Origin of the sequence: Micromonospora narathiwatensis (genome assembly GCF_900089605.1) — a bacterium.
GTDB lineage: Bacteria > Actinomycetota > Actinomycetes > Mycobacteriales > Micromonosporaceae > Micromonospora > Micromonospora narathiwatensis.
The window spans coordinates 217,131-230,726 of sequence record NZ_LT594324.1 but is presented as its reverse complement, the minus strand read 5'-3'; the positions used below and the strand labels follow the sequence as shown (position 1 = coordinate 230,726).

14 protein-coding genes are annotated in these 13,596 nt (G+C 74.6%); 7 read left to right on the top strand and 7 right to left on the bottom strand.

The genetic code is table 11. The features are described from left to right. Nucleotides 1-115: 115 nt before the first annotated feature. From tsf to GA0070621_RS01015, 3 genes are all read right to left on the bottom strand, one after another. On the bottom strand, nucleotides 116-943 hold the full coding sequence (tsf, locus tag GA0070621_RS01025; RefSeq protein WP_091190587.1) for a translation elongation factor Ts: 828 nt from the start codon (nucleotides 941-943) through the stop codon (nucleotides 116-118). Between the two features lie 137 nt (nucleotides 944-1,080). Continuing rightward, nucleotides 1,081-1,908, bottom strand: coding sequence for a 30S ribosomal protein S2 (gene rpsB / locus GA0070621_RS01020; RefSeq protein WP_091190583.1), 828 nt, complete (start codon nucleotides 1,906-1,908; stop codon nucleotides 1,081-1,083). A gap of 457 nt (nucleotides 1,909-2,365) precedes the next feature. Continuing rightward, a complete protein-coding gene (locus GA0070621_RS01015) occupies nucleotides 2,366-3,286 on the bottom strand; it encodes a hypothetical protein (protein WP_091190580.1) in 921 nt (306 codons plus the stop codon). A gap of 255 nt (nucleotides 3,287-3,541) precedes the next feature. Here GA0070621_RS01015 and GA0070621_RS01010 point away from each other — a divergent pair, with 255 nt between their 5' ends. The 5 genes from GA0070621_RS01010 to GA0070621_RS00990 all read left to right on the top strand — a co-directional run bounded on the left by GA0070621_RS01010 (nucleotide 3,542) and on the right by GA0070621_RS00990 (nucleotide 9,354). Continuing rightward, entirely contained in the window at nucleotides 3,542-3,901 is a 360-nt protein-coding gene (locus GA0070621_RS01010; protein ID WP_091201833.1) for a YraN family protein, read from the top strand. Between the two features lie 2 nt (nucleotides 3,902-3,903). Continuing rightward, the gene (locus GA0070621_RS01005; protein WP_091190577.1) at nucleotides 3,904-5,424 is read left to right on the top strand and encodes a YifB family Mg chelatase-like AAA ATPase; all 1,521 of its coding nucleotides are present in this window, start codon (nucleotides 3,904-3,906) and stop codon (nucleotides 5,422-5,424) included. 76 nt (nucleotides 5,425-5,500) lie between these two features. Then, nucleotides 5,501-6,700, top strand: a complete 1,200-nt coding sequence (locus GA0070621_RS01000; protein WP_091190573.1) for a DNA-processing protein DprA — start codon at nucleotides 5,501-5,503, stop codon at nucleotides 6,698-6,700. Between the two features lie 258 nt (nucleotides 6,701-6,958). Continuing rightward, a complete protein-coding gene (locus GA0070621_RS00995) occupies nucleotides 6,959-8,086 on the top strand; it encodes a tyrosine recombinase XerC (RefSeq protein WP_197673964.1) in 1,128 nt (375 codons plus the stop codon). Between the two features lie 86 nt (nucleotides 8,087-8,172). After that, nucleotides 8,173-9,354 carry an aminotransferase class V-fold PLP-dependent enzyme gene (locus GA0070621_RS00990; protein WP_091190565.1) on the top strand — a complete coding sequence of 394 codons (1,182 nt, stop codon included), beginning with the start codon at nucleotides 8,173-8,175 and terminating at the stop codon, nucleotides 9,352-9,354. Here the strand turns inward: GA0070621_RS00990 and GA0070621_RS00985 are convergent. Next, complete coding sequence (locus tag GA0070621_RS00985) at nucleotides 9,288-10,010, bottom strand: M23 family metallopeptidase (RefSeq protein ID WP_167666477.1); 723 nt, start codon at nucleotides 10,008-10,010, stop codon at nucleotides 9,288-9,290. The genes GA0070621_RS00990 and GA0070621_RS00985 overlap by 67 nt on opposite strands. A 131-nt stretch (nucleotides 10,011-10,141) precedes the next feature. Here GA0070621_RS00985 and GA0070621_RS00980 point away from each other — a divergent pair, with 131 nt between their 5' ends. Both GA0070621_RS00980 and GA0070621_RS00975 read left to right on the top strand, forming a co-directional pair. Further along, nucleotides 10,142-10,792 carry a class I SAM-dependent methyltransferase gene (locus GA0070621_RS00980; RefSeq protein WP_091190561.1) on the top strand — a complete coding sequence of 217 codons (651 nt, stop codon included), beginning with the start codon at nucleotides 10,142-10,144 and terminating at the stop codon, nucleotides 10,790-10,792. Nucleotides 10,793-10,811: 19 nt separating this feature from the next. Further along, the gene (locus GA0070621_RS00975) at nucleotides 10,812-11,918 is read left to right on the top strand and encodes a sulfite oxidase (RefSeq protein WP_091190559.1); all 1,107 of its coding nucleotides are present in this window, start codon (nucleotides 10,812-10,814) and stop codon (nucleotides 11,916-11,918) included. A gap of 45 nt (nucleotides 11,919-11,963) precedes the next feature. On the opposite strand, the gene GA0070621_RS00970 is transcribed toward GA0070621_RS00975, so the two are convergent. Genes GA0070621_RS00970 through GA0070621_RS00960 form a run of 3 tightly spaced genes read right to left on the bottom strand, consistent with a single transcriptional unit; the run spans nucleotide 11,964 to nucleotide 13,557 of the window. Further along, the gene (locus tag GA0070621_RS00970) at nucleotides 11,964-12,287 is read right to left on the bottom strand and encodes a DUF2469 domain-containing protein (protein WP_011905215.1); all 324 of its coding nucleotides are present in this window, start codon (nucleotides 12,285-12,287) and stop codon (nucleotides 11,964-11,966) included. Further along, nucleotides 12,284-13,096, bottom strand: coding sequence for a ribonuclease HII (locus GA0070621_RS00965; RefSeq protein WP_091190557.1), 813 nt, complete (start codon nucleotides 13,094-13,096; stop codon nucleotides 12,284-12,286). The genes GA0070621_RS00970 and GA0070621_RS00965 overlap by 4 nt, the downstream gene beginning before the upstream one ends. Continuing rightward, nucleotides 13,090-13,557: an NUDIX hydrolase gene (locus GA0070621_RS00960; protein ID WP_091190553.1), complete on the bottom strand. Its 468-nt coding sequence runs from the start codon at nucleotides 13,555-13,557 to the stop codon at nucleotides 13,090-13,092. The genes GA0070621_RS00965 and GA0070621_RS00960 overlap by 7 nt, the downstream gene beginning before the upstream one ends. Nucleotides 13,558-13,596: the final 39 nt, after the last annotated feature.

The following is a 13,596-nucleotide window of genomic DNA, read 5'->3' as shown; positions in this document are numbered from 1 at the left end:
CCTGCCGTTGCCGACCTTATGCGACGAGGAGGCCGCGGTGCCTGTCACGTACACCGGCGGCCTCCTCGTCGACGTTTCCCTGGCCACGGGCGCGTCATACGCCCGGGGCGGCGGCTCAGGCCTGGCCGACCTCGAACCGCAGGAAGCTGGTGACCTCGATGCCGGCCTCGGCCAGCACCTGCTTCACCGACTTCTTGTTGTCGGCGACCGACGACTGCTCCAGCAGCACGAAGTCCTTGAAGAAGCTGTTGACCCGGCCCTCGACGATCTTCGGCAGCGCCGCCTCGGGCTTGCTCTCCTCACGGGCGGTCTGCTCGGCGATGCGCCGCTCCGAGTCGACGACCTCGGCCGGGACCTCGTCGCGGGTGAGGTACTTCGGCCGCATGGCGGCGATCTGCATGGCCACGCCGCGGGCATCCGCGTCGGCGGCCTCGTCGCTCTTGCCGGCGTACTGCACCAGCACACCGACGGCCGGCGGCAGATCCTGGCTCTTGCGGTGCAGGTAGACCGCGGTGGTGCCGTCGAGCTTGCCGAAACGGTTGAGGACCAGCTTCTCGCCGATCTTGGCCGACTGCTCCTGGATCAGGTCGGCGACGCTCTTGCCGTCGATGGTGCTGGCGAGCAGCTCCTCGGCGTTGCTCACGCCGCTGGCCACGCCGTGCTCGACGAGCTGCTGGGCCAGCACGATGAAGGCGTCGTTCTTGGCGACGAAGTCGGTCTCGCAGTTGAGCTCGAGCAGCGCCTGGCCGGAGTGCGCGACGAGGCCGTTGGCGGCGGTACGGCTGGCCCGCTTGCCGACGTCCTTGGCGCCCTTGACGCGCAGGATCTCGACGGCCTTGTCGAAGTCGCCCTCGGCCTCGGTCAGCGCCTTCTTGCAGTCCATCATGCCGGCGCCGGTGAGGTCGCGGAGCTTCTTGACGTCCGCGGCGGTGAAGTTGGACATGGCTCTCTCTTCGGGTCTTGAGGCTGCGGTGGGATGGTCTGGGTGCCGGTTACCCGGATCCGGGCCAAATGTGCCCGGGGACCCGTCCGCGTCCCCACTGGCCGGAAAATCGGACGGTGGGGACGCGGACGGTTCGATCACTCCGCGGCGGTGGTCGCCGGCTGCTCGTCGCTCTTCTTCGGCTCCTCGAGCAGCTCACGCTCCCACTCGGCCAGCGGCTCGTCGGCGCCGACCTGGCCCGCCTCGGGCTTCTCGTCGGTGCCGCGCCGGCGGCCGGAGCGGGCGATCAGACCGTCGGCGACGGCGGCGGCGACGACCTTGGTCAGCAGCTCGGCCGAGCGGATGGCGTCGTCGTTACCCGGGATCGGGAAGTCGACCTCGTCCGGGTCGCAGTTGGTGTCGAGCACGGCGATCACCGGGATGCCCAGCTTGCGGGCCTCGTCGACGGCGATGTGCTCCTTCTTGGTGTCGACCACCCAGACCGCAGCCGGAAGCTTCTGCATGTCCCGCAGACCGCCGAGGGTCTTGGTCAGCTTGTCCTTCTCGCGGGAGAGCTGCAGGGTCTCCTTCTTGGTGTACCCGGCGGCGGTGCCGCTCAGGTCACCGAGAGCCTCCAGCTCCTTCATCCGCTGGAGCCGCTTGTACACCGTCTGGAAGTTGGTCAGCATGCCGCCGAGCCAGCGGTGGTTCACGTACGGCTGGCCGACCCGGGTCGCCTGCTCGGCGATGGCCTCCTGGGCCTGCTTCTTGGTGCCGACGAAGAGGATACTGCCACCCTCGGCGACGGTGTTGCGCACGAAGTCGTACGCCTTCTCGATGTAGTCGAGGGTCTGGCGCAGGTCGATGATGTAGATGCCGTTGCGCTCGGTGAAGATGAAGCGCTTCATCTTCGGGTTCCAGCGCCGGGTCTGGTGCCCGAAGTGGACACCGCTCTCCAGCAGCTGACGCATGGTCACGACGGCCATGGTGTTACTCCTAATTTCCCTGGTTGTCCCGTCCGGCCGGCGGCCGGACGCCTGGCACCCGGTCGCCGGCCGTGACGGGACCCGATCAAGATCGGGACCAGGGAGGCCGCCGCCCCGCGAACTGGTCGCGGAGAGGGCGCGCGAGGTCGACCGCGCACGGCGGTCGCCAGTCGACCAGTGTACGCCCCTTCCCCGTACGCCGGTCCCGGGGTGCGGGAACGCACACCAGGTCGGTTCCGGCCTCCGCCCGGCCGCAGCGCTCGCCGGTGCGCCCGGCCGGCGGCGTCCCGAGGTCCGCTCCCGCCCCGAGATCGCGCGGCCCGGGTATCTTGGACCGCTTTGAGCGAGAGTGCGCGGATCTGGCGCGGCCCCGCCCGTCTCGACGGGCGGACGGGCCCGGCGGATCAGCCGCCGGCGAGCGCCACGGCCGGCAGACCGGCAGCGAGCGCCACGGGGGTCAGCGGGCGGCGAGCGCCGCCGCGACGAAGAGCACGAGCCCGACGGTGAGGTACGCCGTCGGCGGCCGGAGCCAGCCGCGGCTGCCGTCGGCGAGCGCCAGCCCGCCGGTGCGCAGCCCGTACAGCCCCACGCCGAAGATCGGCAGCCCCAGCACGAGGAACGAGCCCACCACGACGTGCGAGGTCGAGACCGGATCGCCCACCACGCCGCGCAGGAGCACCCGTAGCGCGGGGACCTCCAGGGCCAGCACCAGCACCGCCAGCAGCATCGCGAGCGCCGGCCGCCGGGTCCGGTAGACGCCGTCCCCCGGCGGCGGGCCGTCCAGCCGGGGCGCGACCGAGGGCATCGGGCCGGTCGGCAGGTCCAACGGGTGCGGCGCGGGGCCGCCCACCGCCTCGGTCGGGGGCACGGCGGGCCGCTCCCCGACGGTCAGCGGCGTGGGCATACCGTGCGACGGCCGGTCCCCGACGGTGATCGGCGACGGGGCGGCGACGGCCGGTTCGGCCGGGTGGGAGGGCTCGACGATCGGGTAACCGCCCAGCGGGCGCAGCGCGTCGCCGGTACGGTCCAGGCCGAGCGGGTCGGCCCCGCTCTCGCGCACGCCCCCGGCGGGGTCGCCGGCCTCGCGCGCCGCCCGGCGGCCGCGCTCGCCCGGCAGTTCCCCGGAGATCTCCGGGTCGCCCAGCCGGCGCGCCCCCCGGTAGCTGTCGGTGTCGTCGCCCAGCGGGTCGGCCGCGCCGAACCGTCCCGGGTCGCCGTATCGGGTCTCGCCGGTGCGCTGCTCCGGGGCCTGGAGGTCGTCGTCGCGGTAGCGCGGCTCGCTGGCGGCGCGCCAACCTGGCTCGGCGTATCCGGGGTCGTTCCAGTGCGACCCCTGCTGATCCTCGGGAAAGCTCCTTCGTCCGTCCACGACCGGCACCGTATGCGACCGGCTCCACGCGCGCCATCCACCCCCGTGCCAGCTCTCACCGCTGGTCGGCGCCACACCGACCGGTCCGTCGCGAACACGCTGAGTGACTGCTCGCGGCTGGGCGATGGCACGCTCAGCACCCGACGCGGCGGCCTCTAGCACAGTCGGGGCATGATCGTCCGCCCGTCCACAGGGCACCCCGTCGTCCACAGGGCACCGGGTGAAACCCCACCGCCGGGCCGCCGAACGCGCACCGTGGCCGGCATGACGAAGCGGAACCAGGCCGTCGGCGCGTACGGGGAGCGGTGCGCCGTCCGGCACCTGATCGAGGCGGGGCTGCGCCCGGTCGCCCGGAACTGGCGCTGCCCGGGCGGGGAGATCGACATCATCGCCTGGGACGGACCGGTGCTCGCCTTCTGCGAGGTGAAGACCCGCCGTACGGAGGACTTCGGCACCCCGGCCGAGGCGGTCGTGCCGGCGAAGGCACGCCGGCTGCGCGGCCTGGCCGCCCGTTGGCTGGCCGAGACGGGCACCGTCGCCGAGGAGGTCCGCTTCGACGTGCTGGCCGTCCGGCTCCCGGTCGCCGGCCCGGCCCGGGTCGAGCACCTGAGGGGCGCGTTCTAGCCATGAGCTACGCCAAGGTGCTCTGCGTTGGCCTGGTCGGGGTGGCCGGGCACGTCGTGGAGGTGGAGGCCGACCTGGCGCCCGGGCTGCCGGGCGTGGCGATCTCCGGCCTGCCCGACACGGCCCTGCACGAGGCCCGGGACCGGGTCCGCGCGGCCATCGTCAACTCCGGCCAGAAGTGGCCGAACCGGCGGATCACCCTCAACCTGCTCCCGGCCACCCTGCCGAAGTGCGGGTCCGCGTTCGACCTGGCCATCGCGGCGGCGGTGCTCGGCGGCTCGGGCGAGCTGCCGCTGCTGCCCCTGGAGCGGACGGTGATCCTCGGCGAGCTCGGCCTGGACGGCGCGGTCCGCCCGGTGCGGGGTGTGCTGCCGATGGTCGCCGCCGCGGCCAGCGCTGGTTTTCCGCGGGTGGTGGTGCCCGTCGGCAATGCCGCCGAGGCTGCGGTGATCCCCGGCGTCCAGGTACGCGCGGTCGACAACCTGCATCGGCTGGTCGCCTTCGTGCGGGACGGCTCGCCGCTGCTCCCACCACCGGAGTTCGCGCCGGCCGCCGACGAGGGCGGTCCTGACCTCGCCGAGGTGGCCGGGCAGCAGCTCGGCCGGCGGGCACTGGAGGTGGCCGCGGCGGGCGGGCACCACCTGGCGCTGCTCGGGCCTCCGGGGGCCGGCAAGACCATGCTCGCCGAGCGACTTCCGTCGATCCTGCCGGAGCTGGACGACGACGCCGCGCTGGAGGTCACCGCCCTGCACTCCATCGCCGGGCTCCTGCCGCCCGGCGGACGGCTGCTCCGCCGGCCGCCGTTCCAGGCGCCGCACCACACGGCCACGGTCCCCGCCCTGGTCGGCGGCGGGTCCGGGCTGGCCCGGCCGGGCGCGGTGTCGCTGGCCCATCGCGGCGTTCTCTTCCTCGACGAGGCGCCCGAGTTCAGCAAGGGGGCGCTGGAGGCGCTGCGCCAACCGTTGGAGAGCGGCCAGGTGCGGGTCGCCCGGACCCGGGGCGCGACGGAATACCCGGCGCGCACGCAACTGGTGCTGGCCGCCAACCCCTGCCCCTGCGCGAAGCCGTCCGGGGACGCGGCCTGCGAGTGCACTCCGCTGGCCCGGCGGCGCTACCTGGGCCGGCTTTCCGGGCCGCTGCTCGACCGGGTCGACGTGCAGGTCCGACTGCTGCCGGTACGGGCGGCGGAGCTGCTCGAGACAAGCACGCCGAACGAGTCGTCCCAGACCGTGGCCGCCCGGGTCGCCGCCGCACGCCGGGCCGCCGCCGACCGGTGGGCGTCCACCGGCCGCCGGGTGAACGCCGAGGTCCCCGGCCCGTACCTGCGCCGCCCACCGTGGCGGCTGCCCGGGCGGGACACCCGCGAGCTGCGCAAGCGGCTCGACTCCGGTTCGCTCTCCGCCCGCGGCTTCGATCGGGTCATGCGGCTCGCCTGGACCATCGCCGACCTGGACGGGCGGGACCGCCCGGACGGCGGGGACATCGCGGAGGCAATCCAGCTCAGGACGGGAGAGGGCGCATGAGCGAGCGCAGCGAGCGAATCATCAGGCCCGGTGCCGTGGTGGCTCATGACGGCACGGAGCGAAGCGGAGTGCCGGCATGACCACGATGGCGGACCGCCGGCTGGCGCGGGTCGCCCTGACCTGGCTGACCGAGCCGGGGACATGGTCGGTGCACCGGCTGGTCGACCGGCTCGGCCCGGTCGCCACCCTGGACCTGCTGCTCGACGGCGGTGCTCCGGACCGGGCGCTGCGGTCCACGGTGGCCGCCCGCTCGGCGGGCGGCGACGCCAGGGCGGCGGCGGAGCAGGCTCTGGCGCGTACCGAGCGGCTCGGCGCACGGGTGGTCACCCCGGAGGACGACGAGTGGCCGGCCCGGGTCGCGAACCTGCGCAGGCTGATCCTGCCGGGGGCCGAACGCCGGGTCGACCTGGAGACGGCGCCACCGCTCTGTTTCTGGGTACGCGGCGCCTGGCCGCTCGGGCAGGCGTTGGACCGTTCCGTCGCCGTCGTCGGCGCCCGGGCTGCGACCCCGTACGGGACGCACGTGGCCACCGAACTCGGCTACGGGCTGGCCGACCGGGACTGGACGGTGGTCTCCGGTGGTGCCTTCGGCATCGACTCCGCCGCGCACCGGGGCGCGTTGACCGCCGGCGGGGTCACCGTCGCCGTGCTGGCCTGCGGGGTGGACCGCCCGTACCCGATGGGCAACGCAGCGCTCTTCGACCGGATCGCGGACAGCGGCCTGCTGGTCAGCGAGTGGCTGCCGGGCGCCGACCCGCTACGGCCCCGGTTCCTCATCCGCAACCGGGTCATCGCGGCCGGCACGCTCGGGACGGTGCTGGTGGAGGCGGCGGCCCGCAGCGGCGCGACCCAGACCCTGAACCGGGCGATCGGGGTCGGTCGGCCGGGCATGGTGGTGCCGGGCCCGGTCACCTCGGCGATGTCGGTGGGCGCGCACGAGCTGCTGCGGGAGCAGCCCAAGGCCCGGCTGGTCACCGGCGTGGCGCACGTGCTGGAGGAGGTGGGCCGGATCGGCGACGATCTGGCCCCGCCCGTACGGGCACCGGAACGGCTTCGGGACCGGCTCGACGACGAGGCGGTCCAGGTGCTGGAGGCGCTGCCCCGGCGCAAGGCGCTGGGCCTGGACAGCGTCGCGGCCCGCGCCGGGGTGGACCTGCGTACCGCCATGCGCAAGCTGTCCATGCTGGAGGAGCTGGCCGTGGTGGTCCGCCGCGACGACGGCTACGCGCTCGCACCACCGACCGAGAAGGGTGGCGCCCCGAAGGCCGGATCGTGACGCGGCCGGGTGCCGCCTCGGGGCGACCCGGGCGGCGCGGCCGTACGCTGGGCCGGTGTCCGCCGACAGCAGCGTCCGCACCGGCTGCGGGACGTCTCCGAACGATGCTCCCCGCCCGTTCTGGTCCACCGGCACGGCCCGCCGTGTGACCGGGGCTCCGGTCCCGGTCGGACGGCCGGTCAACGGGCGATCCGGGGGACGCCGGTGAGTGCCGAGCGGCGCGGCACGCGGGCGGCCCACGAGGCGCTGCCGCTGGAGATGCGGGAGGCGGTGGACGGGTTCGCCGAGCACCTGGCCCGGGTGCGTAACCGGTCCGCGCACACCGTGCGGGCGTACGTGACGGACCTGGTCTCCCTGCTCGACCACGCGGTGCGGATGGGTTGCGCCGACCTGTCGGAGCTGGATCTGATCGTGCTGCGGAGCTGGTTGGCGAAGCAGCGGACGATGGGCGCGGCCCGCACGTCGTTGGCCCGCCGGGCCGCCTCCGCGCGCACGTTCAGCGGGTGGGCGCATCGGGCGGGCCTGATCACCGCAGATGTGGCCGCCCCGCTGGCCAGTCCCCGGGCCCACCGGGAACTGCCCACGGTCCTGCGGGCCGACCAGGCTGTCGCCCTGATGAACGCGCCGCAACCGGCCGCGACGCGGGCGGCGGAGGACGAGGCCGCCAGCCCGCCGGCCCGGCCCCTCGGCACCACCGGGTCAGCCGGTGTCACCGGCTCAGCCGGCACGAGCAGGCCGACCGGCAACACCGAGTCGGCCGGCACGAACGAAACAGCCGGCACGAGCAGACCGCCCGACGGCGCCGAATCGGCCGGCGGCGCCGGGTCGGCTGGCGGCGCCGGGTCGGCTGGCGGCGGCCCGGACGGCGTCGGATCCGGTGACGCGGTGCTGTTGCGCGACCGGGTGCTGCTCGAGCTGCTCTACGGCACCGGCGTACGGATCAGCGAGGCGTGCGGGCTGGACGTCACCGACGTCGACCACTCCCGCCGGGTGGTCCGGGTCCTGGGCAAGGGTGGTCGGGAACGGGCCGTGCCGTACGGGGTGCCGGCGCAGCGCGCTCTGGACGCCTGGTTGAGCCGGGGAAGGCCCGCCCTGGCCGGCCCCGCCTCGGGGGCGGCGCTGCTGCTGGGGGCCCGCGGCGGACGGCTCAATCCGACCACGGCGCGCCGGGTCGTCGCCGGCTACGCCGAGGCCGCCGGCCTGCCCCGCACGACCCCGCACGGGCTGCGGCACTCCGCGGCCACCCATCTGCTGGAGGGCGGCGCGGATCTGCGGGCCGTGCAGGAACTGCTGGGCCACTCCTCGCTGGCCAGCACCCAGATCTACGCCCACGTGTCGGTGGAGCGGCTGCGGGCGGCGTACCGGCAGGCGCACCCGCGGGCCTGACCCTGGTGCTGCCCCGCCGTGCCCGTCCCGTCCGGCAGGGCGGAAGAACCGCGAGTTGATGATCCACGGCGGGCTACGATCAGCGAATGACGGTCCCGCAGCCGCCCGAGCCCATTCCCGGGGCTCGTCTGCTCTTCTCCCTCGACCCGTCGGTCAGCCACCTCAACCACGGATCGTTCGGCGCGGTTCCGATCGGTGTGCAGCGGGCCCAGCAGCGCCTGCGCGACGAGATGGAGGCGAATCCGCTCCGTTTCTTCGCCGAGGGCCTGGTCGACAGGATCGCCCACACGCGGCGGCACCTGGCCCGGTTCATCGGGGCGGACCCGGAGGGCACCGCGTTGGTGGGCAACGCGACCACCGGCGTGGCGGTGGTGCTCCAGTCGCTCGGTCTGCGCCCCGGCGAGGAGGTGCTGACCACCGATCACGGGTACGGGGCGGTCGCCTTCTCGGTGGCCCGGGAGTGCCGGCGTACCGGGGCGGTGTCGCGGACCCTGCCGGTGCCGCTGAACGCCACCGACGAAGAGGTGGTCGACATCATCCGGACCGGGTTACGCCCGGGGCGTACCCGGCTGTTGATCGTCGACCAGATCACCTCGCCCACTGCCCGGCTCTTCCCGACGGCGGCGATCGTCGGGGTGGCCCGGGAGCAGGGCATCCCGGTCCTGGTCGACGGGGCGCACGCGCCGGGCATGCTACCGATCACGGTGGCCTCGGTCGGCGCCGACTTCTGGGTCGGCAACCTGCACAAGTGGGCGTACACGCCGCGGGGCACCGCCGCGCTGGTGGTGGCCGAGCCGTGGCGGGAGCGGATCGAACCGCTGGTCGTGTCGTGGGAACAGGACAGCGGCTTTCCCGCCCGGGTCGAGTGGCAGGCGACGCTGGACTACACGTCGTGGTTGGCCGCCCCGGCGGGCCCGTTCACCCTGCGTAGCCTGGGACCGGACCGGGTACGCGCGCACAACGCCGCGCTGGCCGCGTACGGGCAGCGGGTGGTCGGGGACGCGCTCGGGGTGGCGCCGTCCCACCTGCCGGAACCCGGCGGGCCGACGATGGCCATGCGGCTCATCCCGCTGCCGCCCGGCGTCGCCACGACGATCGACGCGGCGCGGGCGCTGCGGTCCCGGATCGCGGAGCGGCTCGCCGCCGAGGTGTCGGTGGCGGCCTGGAACGGCCGGGGCTGGCTGCGCCTCTGCGGTCAGGTCTACAACACCCCGGACGAGTACGACCGGCTGGCCGTCCGCCTTCCCACGCTGCTCGCCCAGGGTTGAGCGGCGTCGGCGGCCGGGACGTCGAGCGGAAGCAGCCGGACCGGGCCGAGGCCGAGCAGGGCGAGCGGGTCCAGGTACTCCTCGCCCCGGCGCAGCCCCCAGTGCAGGCACGCCCCGACCGGGCAGCCCGGATGGCCGGCGAGGAGCGCGCCGATCGGCGTGCCGGCCGTGACCCGGGCACCGACCGGCAGCTCGGGGTGTACCGGTTCGTAGGTGGTGCGCAGCCCGTCGGCGTGCCCGACGGTCACCACCGGACGGCCGGCCACCATGCCCGCGAAGAGGACGTTCCCGGCGCCGGCGGCGCGGACCTCGACGCCCGGCACGGCGGCCAGGTCGACGCCCCGGTGGCCGGGCAGCCACGGCTGTGGCGGTGGATCGAACCGGCGTACCGGTCGGGGCGTGCCGGCCAGCGGCCAGCCGAACCGCGGCCGGGGTCCGGTGTCCGCCGCCGTGGCTGCTTCCGCGCCACCGGAGGCGATCATCGACCCGCCTCCGGCGCCCGCCGCTGGCCCGCGGGCCGTCGTCGGCGTGTGGACGGGTGCCGCCGAGCGGACGGTCACCCCTGGTCGGGGCGAGGCACCGACCGGGCCGGTCGCCGGGATCACGAGCAGCAGGGCGCCGAGGGCCGTGCCGGCCCGTCGCAGAAAGGTCCGCACGCCACGCAGCCTGCCGTTCCCGGCGGGGTCGGGCCAGCGCCGGAGCCGGTCACTGTGGACGGCGGCCGGCCTGTGGACGGGCCCCGCGCGCGGGGACGATCTGGTAAGGGCCCGCCGCCTATGCTGGCCGCGTGACGACCGACTGGTACGCCTGGCACGCCGACTACGACCAGCCCGACTCGGCCCTGTCCCGGCGTCTCGCCGAGGTGCGGGTCCGGATCCGGGAGGCGTTGGACGCGGCGCCGGCGGGCCCGCTGCGGGCGATCAGCCTCTGCGCGGGCCAGGGGCACGACCTGATCCCGGTGCTCGCCACCCATCCCCGGCGGGACGACGTCACCGCCCGCCTGGTCGAGCTGGACCCGCGCAACGCCGAGGTGGCCCGCGAGTCCGCCGCCGCGGCCGGCCTCACCGGCGTCGAGGTGGTGGTCGGCGACGCGGCGCTCACCGACCGGTACGCGGATCTCGTCCCGGCGGATCTGGTCCTGGTCTGCGGGGTGTTCGGCAACATCGTCGACGCGGACATCCGGGCCACGGTCGGGCACTGCGCGGCGCTCTGCGCCACCGGCGGCACGGTCTTCTGGACCCGGCACCGTCGCGAGCCGGACCTGGTCCCCACCATCGTCGAATGGTTCGCCGAGGAGGGCTTCGCGCCGGTGGCGGTGAGCAGCCCGGCCGACGGGGTCGGGGTCGGCGTGCACCGCTTCACCGGTACGCCGCGCCCGTTGCCGGCCGGGGTGACGATGTTCGAGTTCGTCGGCTACCGCCGCCTCACCCACCCCTGACCGGATCGAGGAAGCAGCGATGACCACTGTGGACCATGCCAGCGGGCCCTCCCGGGTCGCCGGGCCGGACGAGGCGATCAGCGCCGAGGAACTTCAACTGGCCGCGCGCAACCACGGGATTCCGCTGGAGGCGCTCCGCTACGACGTGACCCCGGCCGGCCTGCACTACCTGCTCATCCACTACGACATCCCGGACGTCGACCCGGCGGCGCACACCCTGACCGTCGACGGCGCGGTGCGGCGCCCGCTCAGTTTCGACCTGGCCGCGCTGCGGGAGCGGCCCCGGGTCACCCACCGGGTGACGCTCGAGTGCGCAGGCAACGGCCGGGCGCTGCTGCACCCCCGCCCGGTCAGTCAGCCCTGGCTGGTGGAGGCGGTGGGCAACGCCGAGTGGACGGGCACTCCGCTGGCGCCGCTGCTGCGGGAGGCCGGGCTCGCCGCCGACGCCGTCGACGTGGTCTTCACCGGCGCGGACCACGGGGTCGAGCGCGGCGTGGAGCAGGACTACCGGCGGGCGCTGCCGGTCGCGGACGCGTTGCGCGAGGAGGTGCTGCTCGCGTACGAGATGAACGGTGCTCCCCTGCTGCCGCAGCACGGCGCGCCGCTGCGGCTGATCGTGCCCGGCTGGTACGGCATGGCGCACGTGAAGTGGCTGCGCGAGATCCGGGTGCTGACCGAGCCGTTCGAGGGCTACCAGAACGCGGTGGCGTACCGGCTGCGGCAGGACGCCGACGACCCGGGTGTGCCGGTGACCCGGATCGAGCCGCGTGCCCTGGTGCGCCCGCCGGGCTTCCCGGACTTCATGTCGCGTACCCGGGTGCTGCGGCTGGGGCCGTGCACGGTGGACGGCCGGGCCTGGTCGGGCCACGCGCCGGTCACCGCCGTCGAGGTCACCTTCGACGGCGGTGCGACGTGGGTGCCGGCAACGCTGGACGAGCCGACCGGGGGTACGTGGGCCTGGCGGCGCTGGCACGTCGAGTGGCATCCGACGCCGGGGCGTCACGTGCTGGGCGCGCGGGCGACGGACGCCTCGGGGCGGACCCAGCCGGTCGAGCAGCCGTGGAACCGGGGTGGCTTCGCGAACAACCTGGTGCAGCGGGTCGAGGTGGTGGTGCTGGCGGAGTGATCCGCCGGCGGCGGGCGGCGGTTCGGGCCGGCCCGCCGCCCGGGGTCAGCTGCCGAATCCGGAATCTGCGGGAAGCGAGATGTCGGGCTTTTCCAGCTCTTCCACATTGACGTCCTTGAACGTCATCACCCGAACATTCTTGACAAACCGGGCAGGGCGGTACATGTCCCACACCCACGCGTCGTGCATCTCGACCTCGAAGTAGACCTCGCCGTCGGAGTTACGCACGTGCAGGTCGACCTGGTTGGCCAGGTAGAAGCGGCGCTCGGTCTCCACCACGTAGGAGAACTGGCGGACAATGTCGCGGTACTCCCGGTAGAGCTGCAGCTCCATCTCGGTCTCGTACTTTTCGAGATCTTCGGCGCTCATCGCTCTCCGCCTTCCATGACCACATCTTCCCCCACCGGCGCCGGAGGTCGCGGCTGCTCGCCCAACGCCACGCCGACGGTACCCCCTGGCGTGCCGGCGCGCTCCATCGGCTCGTCCGGCCCCCCGGCCGCGGGGCGCCGGGAACGTGGGGGCCGGCCGTCCCGCCCGGAGACGGTCGCCACGTTCACGTACGAGAAGCGATGCTCCCGGCACGGCCCCAGCTCCCGCAGCGCGGCGGTGTGCTCCGGCGTGATGTAGCCCTTGTGCTCGCCGAAGCCGTAGCCCGGGTACCGCCCGTCCAGCTCGACCATGATCCGGTCCCGGGTGACCTTGGCCAGCACGCTGGCCGCCGCCACGCAGGCGGCCACCCGGTCCCCCTTCCAGACCGCCAGCCCGGGCACGTCCAGCCCATCCACGCCGAAACCGTCGGTCAGCACGTACTCGGGACGGGTGGTCAGCGAGGCGAGCGCCCGGCGCATCGCGGCCAGGTTGCACACGTGCAGCCCCCGCGCGTCGACCTCCTCGGCGGGGATCACCACCACCGCGTACGCCAGGGCCCGGGACACCACCTCGTCGTGGATCCGCTCCCGGCTGGCCGGGGTGAGCAGCTTGGAATCGGCCAGCCCCTCGATCTCGCCGCGCCGCCCCTCGGGCAGCACCGCCGCGGCGGCCACCAGCGGGCCGGCACAGGCGCCCCGCCCGGCCTCGTCGGCACCGGCCACGTGCCGGAAGCCCCGCCGTTGCAGGGCCCGTTCCAGGGCGTAGAGGCCGCCCTCGCGGCGCACCACCGTACGCGGGGGCGTCAGCACGGCGCACCTCCGGTGAGCACCCGGGCGAGCAGCTCCGGCAGGTCCGGCGGGTAGTAGCGCTCGACGGTCGCCGCCAACTCCGCCGCCGACCACCACCGGTGGCCGGACACGCTGGCCCGCTCGATCTCGTCGAAGCCCGCCGTGTCGACCTCCCAGGACGGCACCCGGACCAGGAAGAACTCCTGCTCCTGGCGGTACCAGACGCCGTCGAACGGGAACTCGACGGTCTCCGCCCGGACCGGCACGCCCAACGCGGCCGGGGCCAGCCGCAGCCCGGTCTCCTCGGCCAGTTCCCGGGCCGCACCCTCGGCGGGGCTCTCCCCGGGACGCAGGCCGCCCCCAGGGGTGAACCAGTAGGCGTGCCCCGGCCGACCCGGGTCGGTGCCGGCGAAGAGCAGCACCCGGTCGGACGCGTCGACGAGCAGCACCCGAGCCGCGCGACGAGGGGTGTAGACGGTCACCGCTCCAGCCTGCCAGACGCCTCCGACGAACGCCCACGC

What these genes read in the sequence shown, in the direction of transcription:
- tsf (WP_091190587.1), bottom strand. Translation starts at nt 943, where the DNA reads ATGTCCAACTTCACCGCCGCGGACGTCAAGAAGCTCCGCGACCTCACC.
- rpsB (WP_091190583.1), bottom strand. Translation starts at nt 1,908, where the DNA reads ATGGCCGTCGTGACCATGCGTCAGCTGCTGGAGAGCGGTGTCCACTTC.
- GA0070621_RS01010 (WP_091201833.1), top strand. Translation starts at nt 3,542, where the DNA reads ATGACGAAGCGGAACCAGGCCGTCGGCGCGTACGGGGAGCGGTGCGCC.
- GA0070621_RS01005 (WP_091190577.1), top strand. Translation starts at nt 3,904, where the DNA reads ATGAGCTACGCCAAGGTGCTCTGCGTTGGCCTGGTCGGGGTGGCCGGG.
- GA0070621_RS01000 (WP_091190573.1), top strand. Translation starts at nt 5,501, where the DNA reads ATGACCACGATGGCGGACCGCCGGCTGGCGCGGGTCGCCCTGACCTGG.
- GA0070621_RS00995 (WP_197673964.1), top strand. Translation starts at nt 6,959, where the DNA reads ATGCGGGAGGCGGTGGACGGGTTCGCCGAGCACCTGGCCCGGGTGCGT.
- GA0070621_RS00990 (WP_091190565.1), top strand. Translation starts at nt 8,173, where the DNA reads ATGACGGTCCCGCAGCCGCCCGAGCCCATTCCCGGGGCTCGTCTGCTC.
- GA0070621_RS00975 (WP_091190559.1), top strand. Translation starts at nt 10,812, where the DNA reads ATGACCACTGTGGACCATGCCAGCGGGCCCTCCCGGGTCGCCGGGCCG.
- GA0070621_RS00970 (WP_011905215.1), bottom strand. Translation starts at nt 12,287, where the DNA reads ATGAGCGCCGAAGATCTCGAAAAGTACGAGACCGAGATGGAGCTGCAG.